The organism is Cellulomonas sp. RIT-PI-Y, from assembly GCF_025642745.1.
Lineage (GTDB): Bacteria > Actinomycetota > Actinomycetes > Actinomycetales > Cellulomonadaceae > Cellulomonas.
The window spans coordinates 20,496-41,490 of record NZ_JANZKP010000005.1 but is presented as its reverse complement, the minus strand read 5'-3'; the positions used below and the strand labels follow the sequence as shown (position 1 = coordinate 41,490).

The 20,995-nt window shown below is 68.9% G+C and carries 21 protein-coding genes; 8 read left to right on the top strand and 13 right to left on the bottom strand.

The features are described from left to right. Nucleotides 1–4 precede the first annotated feature (4 nt). Nucleotides 5–685 carry an SDR family NAD(P)-dependent oxidoreductase gene (locus OGL89_RS03085; RefSeq protein ID WP_263118402.1) on the bottom strand — a complete coding sequence of 227 codons (681 nt, stop codon included), beginning with the start codon at nt 683–685 and terminating at the stop codon, nt 5–7. A gap of 101 nt (nt 686–786) precedes the next feature. On the opposite strand from OGL89_RS03085, the gene OGL89_RS03080 reads away from it, so the two are divergent. Beyond that, nucleotides 787–1,626 carry a helix-turn-helix transcriptional regulator gene (locus OGL89_RS03080; protein ID WP_263118401.1) on the top strand — a complete coding sequence of 280 codons (840 nt, stop codon included), beginning with the start codon at nt 787–789 and terminating at the stop codon, nt 1,624–1,626. A gap of 18 nt (nt 1,627–1,644) precedes the next feature. Here the strand turns inward: OGL89_RS03080 and OGL89_RS03075 are convergent, their stop codons facing one another. Continuing rightward, nucleotides 1,645–2,199: a helix-turn-helix domain-containing protein gene (locus tag OGL89_RS03075; RefSeq protein WP_263118400.1), complete on the bottom strand. Its 555-nt coding sequence runs from the start codon at nt 2,197–2,199 to the stop codon at nt 1,645–1,647. 105 nt (nt 2,200–2,304) lie between these two features. Between OGL89_RS03075 and OGL89_RS03070 the strand changes: the two genes are divergently transcribed. Next, a complete protein-coding gene (locus tag OGL89_RS03070; protein ID WP_263118399.1) occupies nt 2,305–3,168 on the top strand; it encodes an enoyl-CoA hydratase/isomerase family protein in 864 nt (287 codons plus the stop codon). Between the two features lie 186 nt (nt 3,169–3,354). Beyond that, nucleotides 3,355–4,059, top strand: coding sequence for a VanZ family protein (locus tag OGL89_RS17085; protein WP_263118398.1), 705 nt, complete (start codon nt 3,355–3,357; stop codon nt 4,057–4,059). Between the two features lie 158 nt (nt 4,060–4,217). Here OGL89_RS17085 and OGL89_RS03060 read toward each other — a convergent pair whose 3' ends face one another. From OGL89_RS03060 to OGL89_RS03045, 4 genes are all read right to left on the bottom strand, one after another. Further along, complete coding sequence (locus tag OGL89_RS03060) at nt 4,218–6,074, bottom strand: hypothetical protein (protein WP_263118397.1); 1,857 nt, start codon at nt 6,072–6,074, stop codon at nt 4,218–4,220. Then, on the bottom strand, nt 6,067–6,534 hold the full coding sequence (locus tag OGL89_RS03055) for an ABC-three component system middle component 2 (RefSeq protein ID WP_346770666.1): 468 nt from the start codon (nt 6,532–6,534) through the stop codon (nt 6,067–6,069). Before OGL89_RS03055 ends, OGL89_RS03060 begins: the two co-directional genes overlap by 8 nt. A gap of 5 nt (nt 6,535–6,539) precedes the next feature. Beyond that, a complete protein-coding gene (locus OGL89_RS03050; protein WP_263118395.1) occupies nt 6,540–7,637 on the bottom strand; it encodes an ABC-three component system protein in 1,098 nt (365 codons plus the stop codon). A gap of 633 nt (nt 7,638–8,270) precedes the next feature. Further along, complete coding sequence (locus OGL89_RS03045; RefSeq protein ID WP_263118394.1) at nt 8,271–9,542, bottom strand: RES domain-containing protein; 1,272 nt, start codon at nt 9,540–9,542, stop codon at nt 8,271–8,273. 531 nt (nt 9,543–10,073) lie between these two features. Between OGL89_RS03045 and OGL89_RS03040 the strand changes: the two genes are divergently transcribed. Both OGL89_RS03040 and OGL89_RS03035 read left to right on the top strand, forming a co-directional pair. Further along, nucleotides 10,074–10,649 (top strand): hypothetical protein, encoded by a 576-nt coding sequence (locus OGL89_RS03040; RefSeq protein ID WP_263118393.1) that lies wholly within the window; start codon nt 10,074–10,076, stop codon nt 10,647–10,649. 123 nt (nt 10,650–10,772) lie between these two features. Further along, the gene (locus tag OGL89_RS03035; RefSeq protein ID WP_346770663.1) at nt 10,773–11,270 is read left to right on the top strand and encodes a VanZ family protein; all 498 of its coding nucleotides are present in this window, start codon (nt 10,773–10,775) and stop codon (nt 11,268–11,270) included. Between the two features lie 23 nt (nt 11,271–11,293). Here the strand turns inward: OGL89_RS03035 and dnaB are convergent, their stop codons facing one another. Next, nucleotides 11,294–12,670: a replicative DNA helicase gene (dnaB, locus tag OGL89_RS03030; RefSeq protein WP_263118391.1), complete on the bottom strand. Its 1,377-nt coding sequence runs from the start codon at nt 12,668–12,670 to the stop codon at nt 11,294–11,296. Between the two features lie 265 nt (nt 12,671–12,935). Here dnaB and OGL89_RS03025 point away from each other — a divergent pair, with 265 nt between their 5' ends. Beyond that, complete coding sequence (locus OGL89_RS03025) at nt 12,936–14,294, top strand: MATE family efflux transporter (RefSeq protein ID WP_263118390.1); 1,359 nt, start codon at nt 12,936–12,938, stop codon at nt 14,292–14,294. Here the strand turns inward: OGL89_RS03025 and OGL89_RS03020 are convergent. From OGL89_RS03020 to OGL89_RS02995, 6 genes are all read right to left on the bottom strand, one after another. Continuing rightward, nucleotides 14,281–14,568: a hypothetical protein gene (locus OGL89_RS03020; RefSeq protein ID WP_263118389.1), complete on the bottom strand. Its 288-nt coding sequence runs from the start codon at nt 14,566–14,568 to the stop codon at nt 14,281–14,283. The two genes, OGL89_RS03025 and OGL89_RS03020, sit on opposite strands and share 14 nt — an antisense overlap. A 77-nt stretch (nt 14,569–14,645) precedes the next feature. Next, complete coding sequence (gene rplI, locus OGL89_RS03015; RefSeq protein WP_263118388.1) at nt 14,646–15,095, bottom strand: 50S ribosomal protein L9; 450 nt, start codon at nt 15,093–15,095, stop codon at nt 14,646–14,648. A gap of 14 nt (nt 15,096–15,109) precedes the next feature. Next, complete coding sequence (rpsR, locus tag OGL89_RS03010; protein ID WP_122149621.1) at nt 15,110–15,346, bottom strand: 30S ribosomal protein S18; 237 nt, start codon at nt 15,344–15,346, stop codon at nt 15,110–15,112. 93 nt (nt 15,347–15,439) lie between these two features. After that, entirely contained in the window at nt 15,440–15,979 is a 540-nt protein-coding gene (locus OGL89_RS03005) for a single-stranded DNA-binding protein (protein WP_263118387.1), read from the bottom strand. Between the two features lie 62 nt (nt 15,980–16,041). Beyond that, entirely contained in the window at nt 16,042–16,335 is a 294-nt protein-coding gene (gene rpsF, locus OGL89_RS03000) for a 30S ribosomal protein S6 (protein WP_263118386.1), read from the bottom strand. Nucleotides 16,336–16,498: 163 nt separating this feature from the next. After that, nucleotides 16,499–18,880 (bottom strand): transglycosylase domain-containing protein, encoded by a 2,382-nt coding sequence (locus tag OGL89_RS02995; protein WP_263118385.1) that lies wholly within the window; start codon nt 18,878–18,880, stop codon nt 16,499–16,501. Between the two features lie 332 nt (nt 18,881–19,212). On the opposite strand from OGL89_RS02995, the gene OGL89_RS02990 reads away from it, so the two are divergent. After that, the gene (locus tag OGL89_RS02990) at nt 19,213–19,860 is read left to right on the top strand and encodes a PadR family transcriptional regulator (RefSeq protein WP_263118384.1); all 648 of its coding nucleotides are present in this window, start codon (nt 19,213–19,215) and stop codon (nt 19,858–19,860) included. Further along, nucleotides 19,857–20,951 carry an inositol-3-phosphate synthase gene (locus tag OGL89_RS02985; RefSeq protein ID WP_263118383.1) on the top strand — a complete coding sequence of 365 codons (1,095 nt, stop codon included), beginning with the start codon at nt 19,857–19,859 and terminating at the stop codon, nt 20,949–20,951. The genes OGL89_RS02990 and OGL89_RS02985 overlap by 4 nt, the downstream gene beginning before the upstream one ends. The last annotated feature ends 44 nt before the right edge of the window (nt 20,952–20,995 follow it).

Sequence of the window (20,995 nt, the reverse complement as noted above, 5' to 3'; positions counted from 1 at the left end):
CCGCTCAGTAGTCGATCCGCCCGTGCCGGTTGTGGAACTCCCCGGTCGGCCCGTCCGGCCCGAGCAGGGCGAGCGCCACGGTGGCGTCGGTCCCCTCGGTGACGGTCTGGTGCCCGCTGTGCCGGTTGAAGTCGGTCGCGGTGTACCCCGGGTCGCTGACGTTCACCCGGAAGGCCGGCAGGTTCTTGGCGTACTGCACGGTCATCGCGATCACGGCGGCCTTCGACGTCGCGTAGGGCACCGCCGGGATCGGGAACTCGTCCGTGCCCTCGGTGGTGAGGAACCGCGGCCAGCCCACCCCCGACGCCACGTTGACGATCACCGGATTCGCCGACCGGCGCAGCAGCGGCAGTGCGGCCTGCGTCACCCGGACGGCACCGACCACGTTCGTGTCCAGCACCGTGGCGATCGCCGCCGCGTCCAGGTCGTCCACGCCGAAGGAGGTGCCGAGCACCCCGGCGTTGTTGATCAGCACGTCCAGCTCCGGCAGCGCGCCGAGCGCCGCGTCGACGCTCACCTGGTCGGTCACGTCGAGCTGCACCGGGTGCGCCCCGATCCGTCGTGCCTCGTCGCCGGTCGCGAGGTCCCGCATCCCGGCGTACACGGTGTGGCCCGCCTCGATCAGGCGGCGAGCGGTCTCCAGTCCGAGGCTCCGATTGGCCCCGGTGATCAGTGTCGTGGTCATGGCTCCAGCGTGCGCGGACCCAGCCAGGATCCCCAGGCCCCGGTCGACGGTGGGACCGCCAGTACCACCCAGCCCGGCGGCCGCGGGGCCACAATCGACCGGTGAGCGAGTTCGCGACCGTCCTGCGGTCCTGGCGCGACCGGATCGGCCCGGCGGACGTCGGCATGCCCGCCGGCACCGGCCGACGTGCCCGTGGCCTGCGCCGCGAGGAGCTCGCCGCCCTCGCCGGGGTCAGCGTCGACTACATCGTCCGTCTGGAACAGGGCCGCGCCGCCCACCCCTCGCCGCAGCTGCTCGGCGCCCTCGCCCGCGCCCTGCGCCTCACCGACGCCGAACGCGACCACCTGTACCGGGTCGGCGGCGCCGCCCCGCCCGACCCCGGCCTGGTCCCGCAGCAGATCACCCCCGGAGTCCAGCGGATGATCGACCGCCTGTCCGACGTCCCGCTCGGGGTGTTCAACGCCGCCTGGGACATCCTGCTCTGGAACCCGCTGTGGGCGTCCCTCGGCTCGGACCCCGCCGGCTACACCGGCATCGAGCGCAACCTGGTCTGGCGGATGTTCACCACCGGGCACCCGGGCATCGAGTTCGACCCCGCGCACGAGGAGGACTTCGCCCGCGACCTGGTCGCCGACCTGCGCTCCGCCGTCGGCCGCTACCCCGGCGATCCGGCGCTGGAACGACTGGTGAACGCGCTGCGGGCGGAGTCGGCCGACTTCGCGGAACGCTGGGCCGAGGCCCGGGTCGCCGAGCACCGATCGAGCCGCAAGACGATGACCCGGACCGCGGTCGGCCCGATCACGCTGGACTGCGACGTGCTGACCGTGCCGGGCAGCGATCTGCGGATCGTGGTCTACACCGCCGCACCGGGGAGCGAGGACGGCCAGCGGCTGGAGCTGTTGCGGGTCACCGGGTCGCAGCGCTTCACGCCGACGACCTGACCTCTCGGCCGGATCGACTCAGCCGGCCACGGGGAGCGCTCGGTCCAGGAGCGCGCCGAGCTCCTCGTGGTCGCCGGCCCCCCACCGTCGCAGCGCGACGTCCAAGCAGGCCAGCGCCGTCGCGAGCCGCGCCTCGACGACCACCTCGTCCGCGTCCGGTGCCGCGGCGAGCGCCACAGGGAGCGCGGTGGCGAGCCAGTGCTCCCGCTTCGCCGACAGGCCCGCCCGGAGTTCCGGCGTGTCCCGGACCAGCTCCAGCACCGCGTGCAGCTCCGGCACGTCCCGCACCAGGAGGTCCGCCGCCGCCCGGACGGCCGCGCCGGCCTCGTCACCGGCCTCGATCCGCGCGGCGACCGTCGCACCGACCGGGTCGAACACGAACAGGACCGCGTCCTCCTTGGTCCGGAAGTGCCGCAGGAACGTGCTCCGCGAGACCCCGGCCGCCTCGGCCAGCTCGTCGAAGGTCACCTGGCCGAAGCCCTGGAGGCAGAACCGCTCGAACGCGACCCGCGCCAGGCTCAGCCGGATCGCATGCCGCCCCACGTCCCGGATCGACGCGCCACTGCTCATCATGCGTCGATCGTAACGGAGTTGCCGTTTCGGTACCCCGTATCTACTGTGACACTCAGCGTCATTCGCAGTCCTGAGACTCAGGACGGGCACGCACGAGGAGCACCCATGAACTATCAGGACCTCACCGGCCTGCGCATCGCCATCGCCGACGGCGTCGCCACCGCCACGCTGGACCACCCGCCGTTCAACCTGATGGACAGCACCCTGCTCGCCTCGCTGCGCACATTCGCGCACCGGGTCCGCCACGACCCCGACATCCGGGTGATCGTCTTCGACAGCGCGGACGACGAGTTCTTCAGCGCGCACGGCGACCTGCGGTTCCTCACCGACCTCGAGGCGCTGCCCACCGCGCTGCAGGAGTTCGCCGACGCGGCACCCGGTGTCGACGTCCCTGCGGACCTGAACCCGCTCGAGGCCCTCAACGTCGAGCTGCGCGACCTCCCCCAGGTCACCATCGGCAAGCTCGCCGGGCTGGCGCGGGGCGGTGGCAACGAGTTCCTCACCTACCTCGACCTGCGGTTCGCCGCGATCGGCCGTTCCGGTCAGGCCCAGCCCGAGACCGCCCAGCAGATCCTGCCCGGCGGCGGCGGCACCGTGAACCTGCCACGGCTGCTCGGCCGCGCCCGCGCACTCGAGCTCATCCTCGGCGGCGAGCTCGTGGGCGCCGAGCTCGCCGAGCGCTACGGCCTGATCAACCGCGCACTGCCGGCCGACGAGATCGACGACTTCGTGGCCGACCTCGCCCGACGGATCGCGCGGCTGCGGCCCGAGGTGGTCGCCGCGATCAAGCAGGTGGTCGACGCCTCCGTGCCGCCCGCGCCGGTCGAGGTCTACCAGCACGAGGGCCGCGCCGGGATGGGCATCTACCTCCCCGAGGTCACCGGTTTCGCCCTCGCGCAGCTCGCCGCCGGCGTGCAGAGCGACCGGGACGCCGAGCGCGACCTGGAAGGGACCCTCCGCTCCCTGTGAGCGGCCGCTCACGGTCCCGGGCCGACCGCTGTCCGGGACCGTGCCGGACCCCGGTCGACGGCTCTGGTCCTCCGGTCCCCCTGCGGGTCCGACCCGGGGTGGATGCCGCGCGGATCGCCCGGACGGCATCGTGACCCGGGTCGATGAGGCGGCCCGGCTCGTGCGGGTCACAGGAGGAGATGTCGCGTGTTCCGTCAGGTCCCGGTGCTGCCGGTCGTCATCCCGATCGCAGCGGTGGCGTTCGCCGTGCTGCTCCGCTCCCTGCACCGCCGGGACCGGCTCACCGTGCCCCGCGCCGCGGTCGCGCTCGCGCTCTGCGTCTACGCCGCCGGGATCGTGGCCAACACGGTCTTCCCGATCTTCCTGGACAAGCCGGCGCACGACGGCCGGTGGTCGGACTCCCTCGTCCTGACGCCGTTGGTCGACTACGAGCTCGGCGACTCGGTGATGAACATCGCCGTGTTCGTGCCGCTCGGGATCCTGCTCGGCCTCGTGGTGTCCCGGGGGTCGTGGTGGCGCGTGACGGCGGTCGCCGCGGCGTGCAGCCTGGCGATCGAGGTGACCCAGTACGTCACCGCGCACCTGCTGGGCGGCGGGCACGTCGCGGACGTGAACGACCTGCTGTGCAACGTGCTCGGAGGCGCGCTCGGGGCCGGGCTGCTGGCGCTGCTCGGCCGGGTGCCGGGGTTCGGGGTCAGGTCGAGCGGTTCCGGTGGCGGGCGGCGGTGCGCTGACCGCGCTGCCCGGCACCGGCTGCCGGGGTTCGGGTTTGGCAGGAAGTCCACTGGCCACGTCAGCCGTTCTGGGACTCACTCGATCGGTAGTTCTGGGAGGGGCGCCTCTTCCCTCACACCCGTCACGCCAGTCACGTGTGGGCCAGGTGCTGGCTAGTCGCTCCAGCGTGCGCTGCGAGGCAGCACCCGTCGAGGCCCTCCTCCCTAATCTCGCTCAATCGCCAACGCCGACAACCTCCTGGTCACAAGTTGGAGCGGTTGCGTCGCGACCTCGGCGAGCACGGCGGTCGCGGCCTCAAGGCAGTGGATCAGGTGCTAGTCGGCGGTCGGATAGAAGCCGCTTCGCTTCGACTCACCTGTCTGACCGCCGAAAAAGTACTCCTGACTCCCGGGCGGCAGGGGAGACAGCGGCGACTTGTTCTCCAGGATGATCGACTGTCCCGAGAAGCCGTCCTGCAGGTACGAGTAGAACGCGTCGACAACGTTGGAGCCGATCGTCTCGTCCTCTCCGCCCGGCTCAGGCTCACCAGGCTGGCGGTAGGTGACGATCGGCGAGTCGAGGATCAGGAAACCCGGGTGTCGGTAGTTCCGCTCGAGGCAGTACTGCGCCAACACCACGTTGAACAACGCGTGGAGGATGGAGCGGACGCCCTTTCCTCGTGTTCTTCGGAGCCTCTGGTCGACGACGAGGTCGCGATCGCGCGTCGAGTAGTTCACGACACTGTCCTCGGAGAATGTCCAGAGCCGGAGCACCTCTCGTGCGAGTCCGTCGAACATCCTGAGGTCGCTTGAGGAAATCGGCACCTCCGCAGAGGTCTTCGGTCGCTCGACACGCGCGACCGATGCCCGAAACACCAGCAAGTCCGACAGCCGAGCGTGAGTCTCGATCAGCCGTTCGACGTGAGCGCGACTATCCATGAGCGGCGCGAGTTCCGCACGCGGTCCCCGCATCGCACCATCTAGCCGGGAGATCTCTCGCTTGAGCTCGACGGTACGGTCCTCGCCGGCCGCCACTTCGGCTTCCGTTGAGACGCGCTCCGATTCGATGGCGTCGATCGCCTGGCGAAGGTCGCCCCGCAGGATCTCGATCTTGGTCATCTCCGACTCGATCGCGGCCGAGAACGTGACCTCGTCGGTCGTGGCAAAGTCAACGCTCGGCCAGTGCTGGTGCGTCGGCTCCGCACCGCAGAACGGGCAGTCCGCTCCGTCGTCCCTCGCCAGGACATCGGCCGCCTGAGCGACCATCTCCAGACGCGACAGGTCGGAGTCGTACTGGGCGTTGAGGAGTTTGAACCGTGCGTGCAGGTCGGCCAGTTCGTCGCGTCGCGCGCGAAACGTCACAAGCCTCTCTCTAACAGCCGAGCGTTCATCGACGAGCTGATCGCGCGTGGCGCTGAGTTCTTCCACGTCTTGACCCGCCTGCCGCATCGTTACGTTCAAGCGCGTGAGTTGATCGCGAAGCTGGTCAAGCGGCGCGGCATTCTTCAGCTCGTCTTCAAGCCTCGTGACAAGCCGGTCGAGGACTTCGAGCTGGTTCGCTGAGATCTGTTTGAGGTCCGCCTCCTTAGGGATCGCGACGAGCCCGGAGTCATCTCTGCCCTCGATGAAGAGCCGGAAGATCGCCGACTCTACGGGTCGGTCAGAGTGCTGTCCGAACTCGATCGGAGATCTCTTGGACAGGATGCTCTCCTCGCCCACGGCAGTGAGGTGCATCACGTCGCGCCATTGGAGAATCCGCGTCTCGTTGTACTGGTTCTTGCGCACGACGAGTTCGTCCATACCGACCAGAGACAGCAAGTACCGGGAGACACTGTCCGGGTTCGCTGATACGTGTCGGGGCTCCAGCGTGCGTTCGATCGGATCGGTGGTCAGTTGGCGGAGGTCTCCGTGCACCACCCCGATTGACCCTCCTGAAATGTCCCGGACCAACGTCACTGCCATTCCAGACTCGGTCCGCACTCCGAGGTGGACGTACTGGTACCCCTTGCCTTCGGGGGGTAGTTCGATCGCCTTGGCGAGGCCGCAAACGTAGTGGATGAGGTCGAACACGTGGGACTTCCCAGTGTCGGACGCGCCGTGAACGACCGTCAGATGGTCGCCGAACTCGATCGTGGCGGGTGCCACCGCCGCGCCGACGACTGTGAGGTGGACGAGGCGAAGCCGATCAACCATGAGATCCATCCTCAGCGACGGGCTCGAACTCTTCAGCCCAACGTCCGAAAGTGTCTCCTAACCGCATGCGGATCGCGTCGTCACGCATCCCTCCAAACTCATTCACCGCCCAGGCACTTCTTTCTCGCAGTCGCCGGAGGTACGGGGCGTCGATAGAGTCGAGGAAGGGGCGCGCGTCCTCGCTTGCCATGTAGTAGAGGCCCGCAGTTTTCAGCTCGCGCACGACCAGCCCTCGCGCTCCCATGAGACGAATGCCTTGCTGAACAAGCTCGCGCTTAACCCCGAGTTCCGCCACTCTTCCTGGAACCTGCGGGTGAAGGCTGTCCTCGCCATGGAAGTCGGCGCTGTGAAGAACGACGTGGTCAAGCAAGACGATGCGCGCGAGGTCTGCGTGCTTCGGGTACAGCGCCGTCAGCGTCGCGACGACGCGCACCCCGACTTCGAGTGGGCTGTTGAGCATCTCGTTCACGTTGCGACCACCCACGTCAGGCGATCGTCGTTCGCCAGTTGATGGCAGATGCCTCGCCGGTCGGCCGGCTCGGTTACGTGGATCAGCGCATTCGCGCTCAGCTGCGCTGTGACGGCGAGCTCTAGCGTCTTCTGCAGACGCTCCAATCCGTCCGCGTGCTCACCTTCGACTGTCTCGACAACCGCGTCGAAAATTTCGTCCTGCAGTCCTTCGAACGTGTTGCGAGGAACGCTGTCCCGAGCAAAGCTTCGCAGCGCCTCGGCGCGAAAAAATGACTCTCGTTGGCGCCTGAAGTGGGCACCAGCCTTCTTATGCCCCTCAACCGCCTCGACGCTGTCGGTCGTCAGGTACCGCTCCTGGTACGCGTCGACCAATTTGCGAACGTATCCCATCTCGTCGGCTCGCAACTCGCGCGGGGGAAGCGGTGGCCGGGGCCGCTCACGCAGCCCACCGCCGAACCGAGCTGCGGCGTACCCAGTCGTGCCGTGCTGTTTGATCAGTTGCAGAACCTCAACCGTCCCGAACATGCCGAAGTCGGTGATACGCGCGAGTTCCAGCACCGATCCGCGGCTGGCTTCATCGAGGTCTTTGAACGGCTTCGCCGTTGGCTTCTCGACCTGCGCGATGAACTCCCGCTGCAATTCCGTCGGGGTCGACACAAGATGGGCCAAGCTCGTAGCAAGCCCACGAGGCGCGATGAAGTGGTATCGGCGTGGGAGTTTGTAGCGCGGGTACTTCACGGGAAGCAGGAAGGTCTTGAGCATCTCAGGCCATGCGTGTGACGGCTTGAGGGTTTTGTCGTAGTGCTTTCCTTGGAAGCAGTCCCACTCGCCTTCAAAGCCACGATCGCTCATGAATCCAGCGACGTCGACACCGCGATCGCCGGGGCCGCCAAATCGCCTGACCTGTGCGTACGTAGGTTCGAGACTAATGGCCCACTCCTCGATGAAGACCTCCCACTCGTCTGCGTCATAGGTCTGAATCACCTTGCGCGCCGCGAGGCGGGGGCCGCGCTCCGAACGCGCCGCGGTGAGGGCCGTGTCTGGGACCGGTGGCGCCAAGTCACGCGACACGACCACGTCCGGTGTACCCATGCGCCAAAACTAGCGGCTTCCCGCTTCACTTCGACGCAACTCGACGCCATCACCACGAGATGGGCCGTGCACCTGGCGGAACTTCTGACTGGAGAGACCCATGGACGCGGCGCACCGAGACGCACGACAAGGCGGGACACTTCACTCCACTACCTTCGTTTCGCCTCGAGGAAGAGGCGACTGTGTCCCAGGTCGTCGACTCGGCGTCGGCACATAGGCGGCAGCTAGACCTGGGACGCGCAGCGCGGCCATCCGGGTGAAGAGGACCGTCCGTCGGGAGCCAGCAGATACGTTCACGTTCCAAGTCGTCTTGCTGAACGGGTGGGCTCTAGTCGCGGTTTGTGCTGGCCTGGGCGCTGGCGGGTGTCGCCTCCATGCTTCTGCTCGGGCAGCCCTGGTGGACTCGCGGCGCGGTGGGGTGGCTCGTCGGAGCGTTGGTCGACGGGCGCATCGCGGGCTCCCTCGTGGTGTCCGGTTGCCTAGGCGCCGAGGGCACCGGCGACCGATAGGACGAACGTCACCAAGTCGCGGCGACCGCACGCGCCAGTTTCGGCATCGCGTCGAAGGAACAGGTGAGCCGTCACGCCGTGGCACACCGAGCGCCCGGCCCAGCACGTGCTGTTCTCGTCGCCGTCACGCCCACCGAGAAGCGCGCTTGGCGTCGTAGCTGCGCACCACGTCCCACAACTCGACGTCGTCTGAGTCCAACGTGAAGACAGGGTCGGACTCCTCCCAGTTCAAGAAGCTTGACCGCGGCGTCTGGCGTTCGGCGCCGGCGTCAACCACGTCGGCCGGGCCGAAGAAGAACACGTACGTCTTCGCTCGGTTCTCCGACTGCGCACTCGGAAGCGCGATCCCGTCGAGCGGCGTCTCCGGCGCCCAGCGCAGGTACTCGGTCACCACCTGGGTGGGCACATAGTCGACGTGCTCGCGGCCGTCCGGGATGATAGGAGCGGTGGCGGTGCGGACAAAGTCGTGAAGGAACTGCGCCATGACGTACTCCGCGCGCGAGCTAACGTCGAAGATCGACGGCACTTTCGGCGCCTTGGTGAGGTCGAGGACCTGGAGCGGCCTCGTCGTACGGAACCCGCCGACGAGCGCCCGCGGCTTGGGGCCGTGCGCCGCGATCTCTGCGATCGCGGTCTGCGGATCCTGCGACGCGTACATCAGCGAGATTCCGGCAGGCGACATGCGGTTCGCCGCGGCTCGATCCTCCGGCGCCGGACCCAGGGCCGCGGCTGTTGGGGCAACCTCGCCGCGTCCTTCGACGAGACGTCCGCGGTGAACCATAGAGCCCTTGGGGAGCGGTTCCACGAGGTCGAGACTGCCGTCCACGTAGACCCGGAGCTGGTGCAAGAACGCCAGCATTGACGTGCCCGGCGTTTCACGGTCGTTGCCTGGGTCGCCGACGTACACGAACCGCGAGGAGTGCTTAGCGGTCTCGGAGAACCTCTCCCACCCGAACTCGAGGTGTTCAGTCTGCCCGGGTGCGCCGAAGGACGTCCACTCGTCGCCATGCAGCGACGCGGCCATCATCTCGATGATCCGGTCGAACGCGGAATCCTCGAGGGCGCCTGCACACACCGTCTCAATGACGTCGAAGCCGTCGCGGACCGGGCCGACGTACACGTGGTCCTCCGAGTCCCAAGGCAGGGTGTCCGCTGGCTCGAACAGGAATCGGATCGCGTCGACCACGGGCCCCATGAGGTCATCCAGCCCAACCGCGAACTGCTCGCCATCTTCGGAGCCGTAGCGCTCGCAGACAACGCAAGTCGCATGGGGGACCCGGCGTCCGATCGCTTCGAGGAGGTGTGGGTCGGTGATGTGCTCCGTGCAGATTGCGCCGTCGAGAGAGTTGAAGCCGCGCTCCTCAGCCTCCATCAACAGACGCTTTTCGTAACCCATGCGGGCATCGAACCACGCGCGGCCTCCAGTAGGGCTGGGTATCACTCATCTGCTGACACTTCGCCGACGGCACCGGTGGCGGGGGAGGTTGCGGACTTCTTCCACACCCGCGGCTCGACCGCGGCCTCAACCCAGAGCCTGGGTCAGGTCGGCACCCTCGGCCTCCAGTTGCTGCTCACCGCTCGAGGGGCGGGAGCTCCCCGCAACCAGTCCCGCACGGCCGGACTCCAGGGAACTGCCGCCTCCCGTTTCCGACCTACTGCTCGGAGACCTTCGCCTTGCGCGCGGCCTCGGCCGCGCTCACCTCACCGGCCAGGACCGACAGCACGATCCGGACCTTCTCCTCCACCGGCATCACCGGTGGTCTCGCCATGATCGATCAGACTCCTTGGCAGATCAGAACCCCAAGCAAGGGGCTCTGCCGCTACGTCCGACGCGCGATATGAACAAGCTGCCGCCCAGGAACGGCGTCCAGGGGGCAGTATCCGTCCAGCAAGCCAGACGCCTCGCGATTACTTGGAGTCGACGTTGATGGAACAGACTTCGCTGGTCAGCGGTCCACTCATGACACAACTAACGTCCTGGGCCCACCTGTGGTTCTCTGCAGCTGTCCGGACCGACCGGGCGATTGAGTCAAACTGGGACGACGACGACCCGATGAACTCGATCGGGGAGCGCGACGCTCTGTCGCTCGTACTAATCGACGCTCTCCGCAACGTGGAGCGCGGCGCGCAGCGCGTACTCGACGGCGACCATGACGCGCTGAGGCAGTTCGATTCGGACGTGCCGAGCATGAAAAGCCTCAGAGACCGTCTGGAGCACTACGACGCGTACCTGAGCGGCGAGGGACACGCGCAGCAGAGCACCACCGCACCTGCAGCTCCCCTTGGAATGCGTTTCATCGGAAGTGGCAGCAGAACCGGTGGGCACACGATCTTCATCCACGTCGACGAGAAGCGCGGCCGGGTCAAGTATCAGCTGGACGCTCAGTCAGCGGTTCTCGCAGCACGGCGGCTGATGCTGACGACAGTCGCCGCGGCCGGGATGGACGACGCCCAGCATCGATCACGCTGCCACCTCTGCCGGCCGGACCTTCTCGACCAATGACGGTGCTCGGCTTCGTGGCGTGACAACGCTCGTTGTGGTTCGAGCACTGCGGAGCCGCTGGTGAACGCGTGCCCTGTCGTCGAACAGAGCGGCTGATCGGCGGATCTGCCAGCGCTCGTCCTGGTGCAACGGCGCTGCGGGTCATCGCCGCCGAGGCGTGACAGACGACATTGGCACTCGCGCGAACTGCTCACGAGCAGCGGGACAGAGCGTCTATACGGCGTGGACTTCCTCTTCCCCAGCACGAGGACTACTGTCCGATCTGGGCAATGGCACCTCGCCCGAGGCGATGTCCTGTCGCCGTTAGTCGACTACGAGGCCGGCGACGCGGTGATGAACATCGCCGTGTTCGTGCCGCTCGGGATCCTGCTCGGCCTCGTCCTGTCCCCGGGGTCGTGGTGGCGCGTGACGGCGGTCGCCGCGGCGTGCAGCCTGGCGATCGAGGTGACCCAGTACGTCACCGCGCACCTGCTGGGCGGCGGGCACGTCGCGGACGTGAACGACCTGCTGTGCAACGTGCTCGGAGGCGCGCTCGGGGCCGGGCTGCTGGCGCTGCTCGGCCGGGTGCCGGGGTTCGGCGGTCTGGTCGAGCGGTTCCGGTGGCGGGCGGCGGTGCGCTGACCGCGCTGGCCCGGCAGTCGACCTCAGGCCTGCATGTCCACGAACCGCGAGTAGTGCCCCTGGAACGCCACCGTGATCGTGTCCGTCGGCCCGTTACGGTGCTTCGCCACGATCAGGTCCGCCTCGCCCGCACGCGGGGACTCCCGCTCGTAGGCGTCCTCGCGGTGCAGCAGGACCACCATGTCGGCGTCCTGCTCGATCGACCCGGACTCACGCAGGTCGCTCATCTGCGGCTTCTTGTCGCCACGCTGCTCGGGACCACGGTTCAGCTGGGACAGCGCGATCACCGGCACCTCGAGCTCCTTGGCGAGCAGCTTGAGCGCCCGGGAGAACTCGGAGACCTCCTGCTGGCGGGACTCGACGCGCTTGCCGGAGCTCATCAGCTGCAGGTAGTCGATCATCACGAGCTTCAGGTCGTGCTTCTGCTTCAGGCGCCGGCACTTGGCGCGGATCTCCATCAGCGACATGTTCGGCGAGTCGTCGATGAACAGCGGGGCCTCGGAGATCCGGCCCATGGTGCTGGCGAGCTTCTGCCAGTCCTCGTCGCCCATCTGGCCGGTGCGCATCTTCTGCAACGCGATGCGGGCCTCGGCGGCGAGCAGCCGCATGGTGATCTCGTTGCGGCTCATCTCGAGCGAGAAGACCACCGACGCCATGTTGTGCTTGATGGAGGCGGAACGGATCATGTCGATGCCCAGCGTCGACTTACCGATGGCCGGGCGGGCGGCGATGATGATCATCTGGCCGGGGTGCAGGCCGTTGGTCAGCCGGTCGAAGTCGGCGAACCCGGTGGGCACACCGGTCATGCCGTCGCCGCGGTGCCCGGCGGCCTCGATCTCGTCCACGGTGCCGCCAAGGACCTCGCCGAGGCGGTGGTAGTCCTCGGTGGTGCGGCGCTCGGAGACGGCGTAGATCTCGGCCTGGGCGTTGTTGACCAGCTCGTCGACGTCGCCGCCCTCGGTGGCGTAGCCGATCTGGACGATCTTGGTGCCAGCCTCGACCAGGCGGCGCAGCACGGCCCGCTCGCGCACGATCCGGGCGTAGTACCCCGCGTTGGCGGCGGTGGGCACCATGCTGATCAGGGTGTGCAGGTAGGAGACGCCGCCGATCCGGCCGATCTCGCCGCGCTTGGTCAGCTCGTCGGCGATGGTGACGGCGTCGGCGGGCTCGCCACGGCCGTAGAGGTCGATGATGGCGTCGTAGATGGACTCGTGCGCGGGCTTGTAGAAGTCGGCGCCGCGCACCTGCTCGACGACGTCGGCGATCGCGTCCTTGGAGATCATCATGCCGCCGAGCACGGACTGCTCCGCGTTCAGGTCCTGCGGGGGCGTGCGGTCGTAGCTGTTCCCGCCGCGACCGGGGTCCGCCGGTGCCGCGTACTCCAGCTCGTCGATCGACACAGTGGACCTCTTCCCGCCTCGCGTGTGCTGCCCGAGCACCAGGTGTACCCGGCGCCACCCACATCGTCTGCCGGGCGCCCACGCGAGGTTAGGTGCCGCCGATCCCCGGCACAAGCGAGTCGTCCACAGGGCCTGGGGACGAGTCTGTGGAAGGCTGTGGACGGCCCGCACACGGTTGTCCACAACCCGTGGACACAGCTGTGGAGAACTGTGGGCAACCGGGCTCACCTGCCCCTTCTCACCGGCCATAACGCTGTACACCGATGTGGACACCAGAAAGTTGACCTCGATTTCACGTTCCGGACGCTCTGAGTCCACCGTCGACCGCCAGATCCTCGGTCTGGCCGTCCCGGCACTCGGTGCGCTGATCGCCGAACCGCTGTTCGTCCTGATCGACTCGGCCGTCGTGGGCCGGCTGGGCACCACGGAGCTGGCGGGCCTCTCCCTCGCCTCGACCCTGCTGGTGACGGTGGTGGGGCTGTGCGTCTTCCTCGCCTACGCCACCACCGCGGTGGTGGCCCGCAAGCTCGGCGGCGGCGACCGGGCCGGGGCGCTGCAGACCGGGGTCGACGGCCTCTGGCTGGCCGCGGGCCTGGGCGTGGCGCTGGCGGCCCTGGCACTGGTCACCGCGCCCTGGGCGATCGCCGCACTCGGCGCCACCGGCGACGTCGCGACCCAGGCGGAGCACTACCTGCGCGCCTCCGCCCCGGGGCTGCCCGGAATGCTGCTGGTACTGGCGGCCACCGGCGCGCTGCGCGGTCTGCAGGACACCCGGACGCCCCTGGTCGTGGCCGGTGTCGGCGCGGCCGTGAACGCGGCACTGAACATCGTCCTCGTCTACGGCGCTGGCCTCGGGATCGCGGGCTCCGGACTGGGCACCGCGATCACCCAGCTCGGCATGGGGGCGGTGCTGGTCGTCGTGGTGGTCCGAGGTGCCCGCGCGGTCGGCGCCTCGTTGCGGCCGGCTCCCGGCGGGATCGTGGTGGGGGTCCGCACCGGCATCCCGCTGCTGGTCCGCACCCTGTCGCTGCGCGCAGCCATCCTGGTCACCGTGTGGGTGGCCACCGGACTGGGACCGGTCGCGCTGGCCGCGCACCAGGTGGTCAACTCGCTGTGGGGCTTCGCCGCCTTCGCGCTGGACGCCCTGGCCATCGCCGCCCAGGCACTGATCGGCCACGGGCTCGGAGCCGGGGATGTCGACCGGGTGCGCGCCCTGCTGCGCCGCACCCTCACCTGGGGGGTCGGCGCGGGGGCGGTGCTCGGCCTGGTGCTCGGCGCGGGCGGTTGGTGGCTGTCCGCGCTGTTCAGCACCGAGGGCGACGTCCGGCACGCGATCACCGTCGCGCTGGTGGTGGTCGCGGTGCTGATGCCGATGGCCGGCTGGGTGTTCGTCCTGGACGGCGTCCTGATCGGCGCGGGCGACGGCCGCTATCTGGCCTGGGCCGGGATGGTGACCCTGGTGGTCTACCTGCCCTGCGCGCTGGCGGTGCACGCCTGGGCGCCGGACGGCTGGGTCGGGCTGGCGTGGCTCTGGGGTGCGTTCGCGGGTGTGTTCATGCTGGCCCGGGCGGTCACCACCGGCCTGCGTGCCCGGGGCGAGGCCTGGATGGTCACCGGGGCGTGACGTCGGTCCCCGGTGCGTCCTCCTCGGACTCGTCGCCCGCCCGCCGAGGGCCGGGACCGTCGTCGTCCCCGGGCGGCGGCTGCTGCTCGCGCTGCTTCTGCTGCAACGCCGCCAACGACCACCCGCCGCCCACGACCAGGAACGCCAGCCCGGCCAGCAGGAACAGCGCCCGTGCCGCGCCGTCCAGGGCCATGCTGAGCAGGAACAGCCCGATCCCCACCGAGCTCAGGCTCGCCGCCAGAGCGGTGCGGTGCGGCTCGGAGGTGGTCGGCATACCGCCAGAGTCGCACACCGGGCAGCACAGCGCCCCGCCCCGGAATCCGGGACGGGGCGCTGCCGCGAGGCGAAGGCTCAGGCCGCGACGACCGTGACCTTCAGCTTGGCGGAGACCTCGGGGTGCAGGCGGACCTGGACCTCGTACTCGCCCAGAGCCTTGATCGGCTGGGCGACCTCGATCTTGCGACGGTCGACCGACGGGCCACCGGCCGCCTTGACGGCGTCGGCGATCTCGGCGGTGGACACGGCGCCGAACAGGCGACCGCCGTTACCGGTCTTGGCAGACACGGTCACGCCGGAGGACTGCAGGGAGTCGCGGACGGCGCGAGCGTCGTCCAGGGTCGCGATCTCGCGGGACTTGCGTGCCCGACGGATCGCGGTGACCTCCTTCTCGGCGCCCTTGGACCACGGGGTCGCGAGGCGGCGAGGGATGAGGTAGTTGCGGGCGTACCCGTCCTTGACGTCGACGACGTCGCCGGGGGCACCCAGACCGGTGACCTCGTGGGTCAGGATCAGCTTGGCCATGGTGGTGCTCCTTCTCAGCGAGCCGACGACGAGTAGGGCAGCAGAGCCATCTCGCGGGCGTTCTTCACGGCCCGCGCGATCGCGCGCTGCTCCTGGACGGTCACGCCGGTCACGCGGCGGGCGCGGATCTTCCCGCGGTCGGAGATGAACTTCCGCAGCAGAGCGGTGTCCTTGTAGTCGACCGACTCGATCTTCGCCGCCTTGAGCGGGTTCTGCTTCTTCTTGGGCTTCCGGACAACGGCCTTGGCCATCGTGGTGCTCCTTCTCTTGGAGCCCGGGGCGTTGCCATGCCCCGGGATGGGGTGTGAATGGGGTGGGTGGCGCTCAGGCCACCCGGATGCGGATCAGAACGGAGGCTCGTCCGAGTAGCCGCCACCGCCGCCACCCTGGGGAGTGGCCCACGGGTCGTCGGCGGGCTGGTTGCCCCCGCCGCCGCCACCGTTGAAGCCGCCACCCTGCTGGCCACCGTAGTTGCCCCCGCCGCCGCCGTTGCCGCCGAAGCCGCCGCCACCGCCGGACCGCTGGGTCCGGGTGAGCTTGGCCGAGGCGTAACGGAGCGAGGGGCCGACCTCGTCGACCTGCATCTCGTAGACGGTGCGCTTCTCGCCCTCACGGGTCTCGTAGGACCGCTGGACCAGCCGGCCCTGGACGACCACCCGGGTGCCCTTGGTCAGGGACTCGGCGACGTTCTCCGCGGCCTCGCGCCAGATCGAGCAGCGCAGGAACAGCGTGTCGCCGTCCTTCCACTCGTTGCTCTGACGGTCGAAGGTGCGCGGGGTGGACGCCACGGTGAAGTTGGCCACCGCTGCTCCGGACGGCGTGAACCGCAGTTCCGGATCGGCGGTGAGGTTTCCGACCACCGTGATGACTGTGTCACCGGCCATGGGTGCTCCTCGGGCTCGTGAAGGGGTGAGTTCCGTTGCACGCTATCCGCGTGCACCGACGCTCAGGCGTTCTTGCGGTGCACCTTGGTGCGCAGGACGACCTCGTTCAGGCCCAGCTGACGGTCCAGCTCCTTGGCGGTCGCCGGGGTGGACGAGAAGTCGACCACCGCGTAGATGCCCTCGGACTTCTTCTGGATGTCGTAGGCCAGACGACGACGGCCCCAGATGTCGACGTTGTCGACGGTGCCGCCCTCGGTCTTGATGACCGACAGGTACTTGTCGAGCGACGGAGCGACGGTGCGCTCGTCGGTCTCGGGGTCGAGGATGATCATCATCTCGTACTGACGCAGGCTCATACCCACCTCCTCTGGTCTCGGCGGCCACGGTCGTTCCGTGGCAGGAGGGTTCGCACATGACGTGCGAGCTGCGTGACCGTGCCCTCCGGTTCGTCGATGGCGACGACGTGAGGGCACAGCAGCCAACGAGTCTACCCGGTCGGACGACGGTCGCGGGACCCGATCAGCCGCCGGTCCCGGGGTCGGCCGCGTCGGCCGCGGGTTGGGTCGCCGTCGGCGCCGGGTCCGGGACCACCTCCGGTCCGGTGGAGACCACGATCGTCACCGCCGATCCGGGTACCACCTGACTGCCCGCGCCCGGACTGATCGAGATCACCCGGCCGCTGGCCACCGACGACGACGGCTGCTCGACCACCTGGGCGGCCAGGCCCGCGTTGGTCACCGCCGCCTGGGCGTCACTGGACAGCAGGCCCTCCAGCCCCGACGGCACCGCGACGGTGGCGGGCTGCTCCGGCTCCGCCGGCGCCTCCTCGGTCGGCGCCTCGGTGGGCACCGCGGTCTGGACCGGCGCCGAGGTCGCCCCGACGTTCGCGCGGTCCGGGAAGCTCAGCTCCTCGGCGTACTGCGGCAGCGTGAAGATCTGCTCCATGTACGACGCCCAGAGCGCGGCGGGCCAGGTCGACCCGGTGACCTCGCTCACGCCGCCCCACGGGTCGATCGTCACCCGGGAGTTGCCGTCCTCGCCCACCTGGCTCAGGGCCACGGCGGTGACGACGTTCGGGGTGAAGCCCATGAACCAGGCGGACTTGTTCTCGTTGGAGGTACCGGTCTTGCCGGCGATCTCCCGGCCGAGCGGCTTGACCCACGTCTTGCCGGAACCCTGCTGGACCACCTGGGTCATCGCGTAGGTCGCGTCGGCCGCGACGTCGGCGCTGTAGATCGTGGTGGCCTGGTTGTCCCCGCTGTAGGCGACGTCGCCGTCCGGGTAGGCGGCCTCCCGGACCATGTAGGTCTGGTGGTGCTGGCCCTGGGCCGCGAGCGTGGCATAGGCGTTGGCCATGTCCACCGGCTTCACGTCGTCGACGCCGAGCACGTTGGACGCCACCGAGCTCACCGGGGTGGTGATGCCGGAGTCCGTGGCGATCTGGGCGGTCTTCTCCGGCCCGACCTCCAGGTTGAGCTGGGCATAGACCGTGTTCACCGACTGCGCGGTCGCCTTGATCAGGTCGATGTTCCCGTAGTCGGTGCCACCGAAGTTGTTGACCGCGCTGCCGTCCCAGCCGTCGATGGTCTGCGGACTGTTGCCGTTGTACCGGCTGGTGAGCGGGATGCCCTCCTCCAGCGCGGCGAGCAGGGTGAACGGTTTGAACGTCGACCCGGCCTGCACCGCGTAGGTGGCGCGGTTGTACTGGTCGGCGAGGAAGTCGTCACCGCCGTACATCGCGACGATGCCGCCGCTGGCCGGATCGGTGGTGACCACCCCGACCTTGAGGTTGGCGCTCGGCTGTTCGCCGTCGGACAGCTCACCGCTGCGCAGCCGGCCGACCGCGTCGACGGCCATCTGCTGGGCGCTGACGTCCACGGTGGTGGTGATCTTGAGGCCGCCGGAGCTGATGATCTCGTCGCTGACGCCGTTGGCGATCAGCTCGGCCTTCACGTACTGCAGCAGGTAACCGTTGGTGCCGCCGTAGGTGTCCGACCGCTCGAAGGGCACGACGGCCGGGAACGTCATCGCGTCCCGGTCGGCCTGGGTGACGTAGCCGTCCTCGACCATGTGGTCCAGCACGTAGTTCCAGCGCTGCTCGGCCTTGTCCGGGCTGACCGCGGGGTCCCAGTTGTTCGGCGACGGGATGATCCCGGCCAGCATGGCGGCCTCGGGCACGGTCAGCTCTGCGGAGGAGTGCCCGAAGTAGGCGAGCGAGGCGGCGTCGATGCCGTAGGAGTCCCGGCCGAAGTAGATGGTGTTGAGGTACCGGCCGAGGATCTGCTCCTTGGTCTCGGTCTGCGCGATCTTGATCGCCATCAGCGTCTCCTTGGCCTTGCCGAGGTAGGACGTGGTGGTCGATCCGACGTAGTAGCGCTCGACGTACTGCTGGGTCAGGGTCGACCCGCCCTGGGTCTTGCCGCCGGTGATGTTGTTGTAGAACGCCCGGGCCATGCCGGTGATCGACACGCCCTGGTTCTCGAAGAAGGTCCGGTCCTCGGCGGCGACCACGGCCTGCCCGACGTAGGCCGGCAGCGAGTCGTAGTCGACCAGGTTGCGGTTCGGGCCGGGGAAGGTGCCGATCGGCGTGGTTCCGTCGGAGAAGTAGGCGGTGCTGGTCTGGTCCTCGACGAACGCGTCCGGCTCCGGGACCTCGGTCAGCGCGTACGCGGCGACGCCGACGCCCAGGCACAGGAAGACGAAGCCGGTGATCGAGCCGACCACGAAGCGCCAGGACGGGATCCAGCGCCGGAAGCCGGTGTAGCCGCGGCGCGGGTAGTCGATCAGCCGCCGACGGCCCCGCGGGTCCTTCACGGTGCGCTGGGCGCTGGTGGACCGGGTCGACGCGCTCCCGGAGCGGGAGCCGGACGTGCCGGTCGACCGTCGGTTGGTGCCTGCCACGGTGTGCCTTCCTGTCTTCGGTGTCCCCCGCCGTTCCCCGCCGTCCAGGCTGCCGGGCCCGGATCAGTATGCGGGAGCGGGTTCCGCCGGCCGACCGGGGTGACCCGTCCGGGTCCGACCTTCACGCGATCGCTACGAGGCGTCTTCGAGCCCGCGCGATCCTCTCAGCTCGCTCCCTGGCGGCTGCCGCACCCTGCCGATTCCGGGTGCTTGCCCGGATCGTCCCGGTCCCCTATCGTCCTCGATGTATCAATTCGATACATCACGTCGAGCTCTCGGTTCGATCCGTCCGGATCGGACCGGTCGGGGCGCTCAGGGTCGAGGGAGGGCAGATGCGCGCACGGTCCGATGTGCTCGAGTCCGCGATCCTCGGGCTGCTGCACGACTCCCCGATGCACGGCTACGAGCTGCGCAAGCGGCTCAACCTCCTGCTCGGATCGTTCCGCGCCCTCAGCTACGGATCGCTGTACCCGTGCCTGAAGTCGCTGGCCGCCCGGGGCTGGATCTCCGGCTCCGACGGGTCCGAGGCCCCGGCGCACGCCCTGTCCGGCAAGCGGGCACGGATCGTGTACCAGCTCACCGCGGACGGCAAGGAGCAGTTCCAGAACGTGCTGGCCTCCTCCGGCCCCGCCGCGTGGGAGGACGAGAACTTCGGTTTCCGGTTCGCGTTCTTCGGGCAGACCGACGCCGAGACCCGGCTGCGCATCCTGGAGGGCCGGCGGACCCGGCTCACCGAGCGGCTGGAGCTGATCCACGACTCGCTCACCCGCACCCGCGTGCGGATGGACGAGTACACCCTCGAGCTGCAGCGCCACGGGCTCGACCAGGTCGAGCGCGAGGTCCGCTGGCTCGACGACCTCATCGACCACGAGCGCGGCACCCGCGGCGCCCGTCCCAGCGGAGCCGACCAGCAGGTCGATCACCGCACGAACGCCGCGGGTGCTGACCCAGCGGCTCAACCTCAGAAGGAGCGAGGATGACTGCCATCCGCGTTGCGATCGCCGGTGTGGGCAACTGCGCCTCGTCGCTTGTCCAGGGCGTGCACTACTACGCCGACGCCGACCCGTCGGGCAAGGTGCCCGGTCTGATGCACGTGCAGTTCGGCGACTACCACGTCTCCGACCTGCAGTTCGTCGCGGCGTTCGACGTGGACGCGAAGAAGGTCGGCTTCGACCTGTCCGAGGCCATCGGCGCCTCGGAGAACAACACGATCAAGATCGCCGACGTCCCGCCGCTCGGCGTGACCGTGCAGCGCGGCCCGACCCTGGACGGCGTGGGCAAGTACTACGCGCAGACCATCGAGGAGTCGGACGCCGAGGCCGTGGACGTGGTCCAGGTGCTCAAGGACGCCAAGGTCGACGTCCTGGTGTCCTACCTGCCGGTGGGCTCCGAGGAGGCCGACAAGTTCTACGCGCAGGCCGCCATCGACGCGGGCGTCGCGTTCGTGAACGCCCTGCCGGTGTTCATCGCCTCCGACCCGGTCTGGGCCAAGAAGTTCGAGGACGCCGGTGTCCCGATCGTCGGCGACGACATCAAGTCCCAGGTCGGCGCGACCATCACCCACCGCGTCCTGGCCCGGCTGTTCGAGGACCGCGGCGTCATCCTGGACCGCACGTACCAGCTGAACGTCGGCGGCAACATGGACTTCAAGAACATGCTCGAGCGCGAGCGCCTGGAGTCCAAGAAGATCTCCAAGACCCAGGCCGTCACCTCGAACCTGCAGGACGGTCCGCTGGCGGGCAAGAAGGACGACCGCAACGTCCACATCGGCCCGTCTGACTACGTCGCGTGGCTCGATGACCGCAAGTGGGCCTACGTCCGCCTCGAGGGTCGCGCGTTCGGCGAGGTGCCCCTGAACCTGGAGTACAAGCTCGAGGTCTGGGACTCCCCGAACTCGGCCGGCATCATCATCGACGCCGTCCGCGCCGCGAAGATCGCCAAGGACCGTGGGATCGGCGGCCCGATCCTGTCGGCGTCGACCTACTTCATGAAGTCCCCGCCGGTCCAGCACGAGGACCAGGAGGGTCGCGGCTTGGTCGAGGCCTTCATCCGCGGCGACATCGAGCGCTGACCGGAGTCCGGCGCGGGGTGAGGACGAGCGCAGCGAGACCTCGC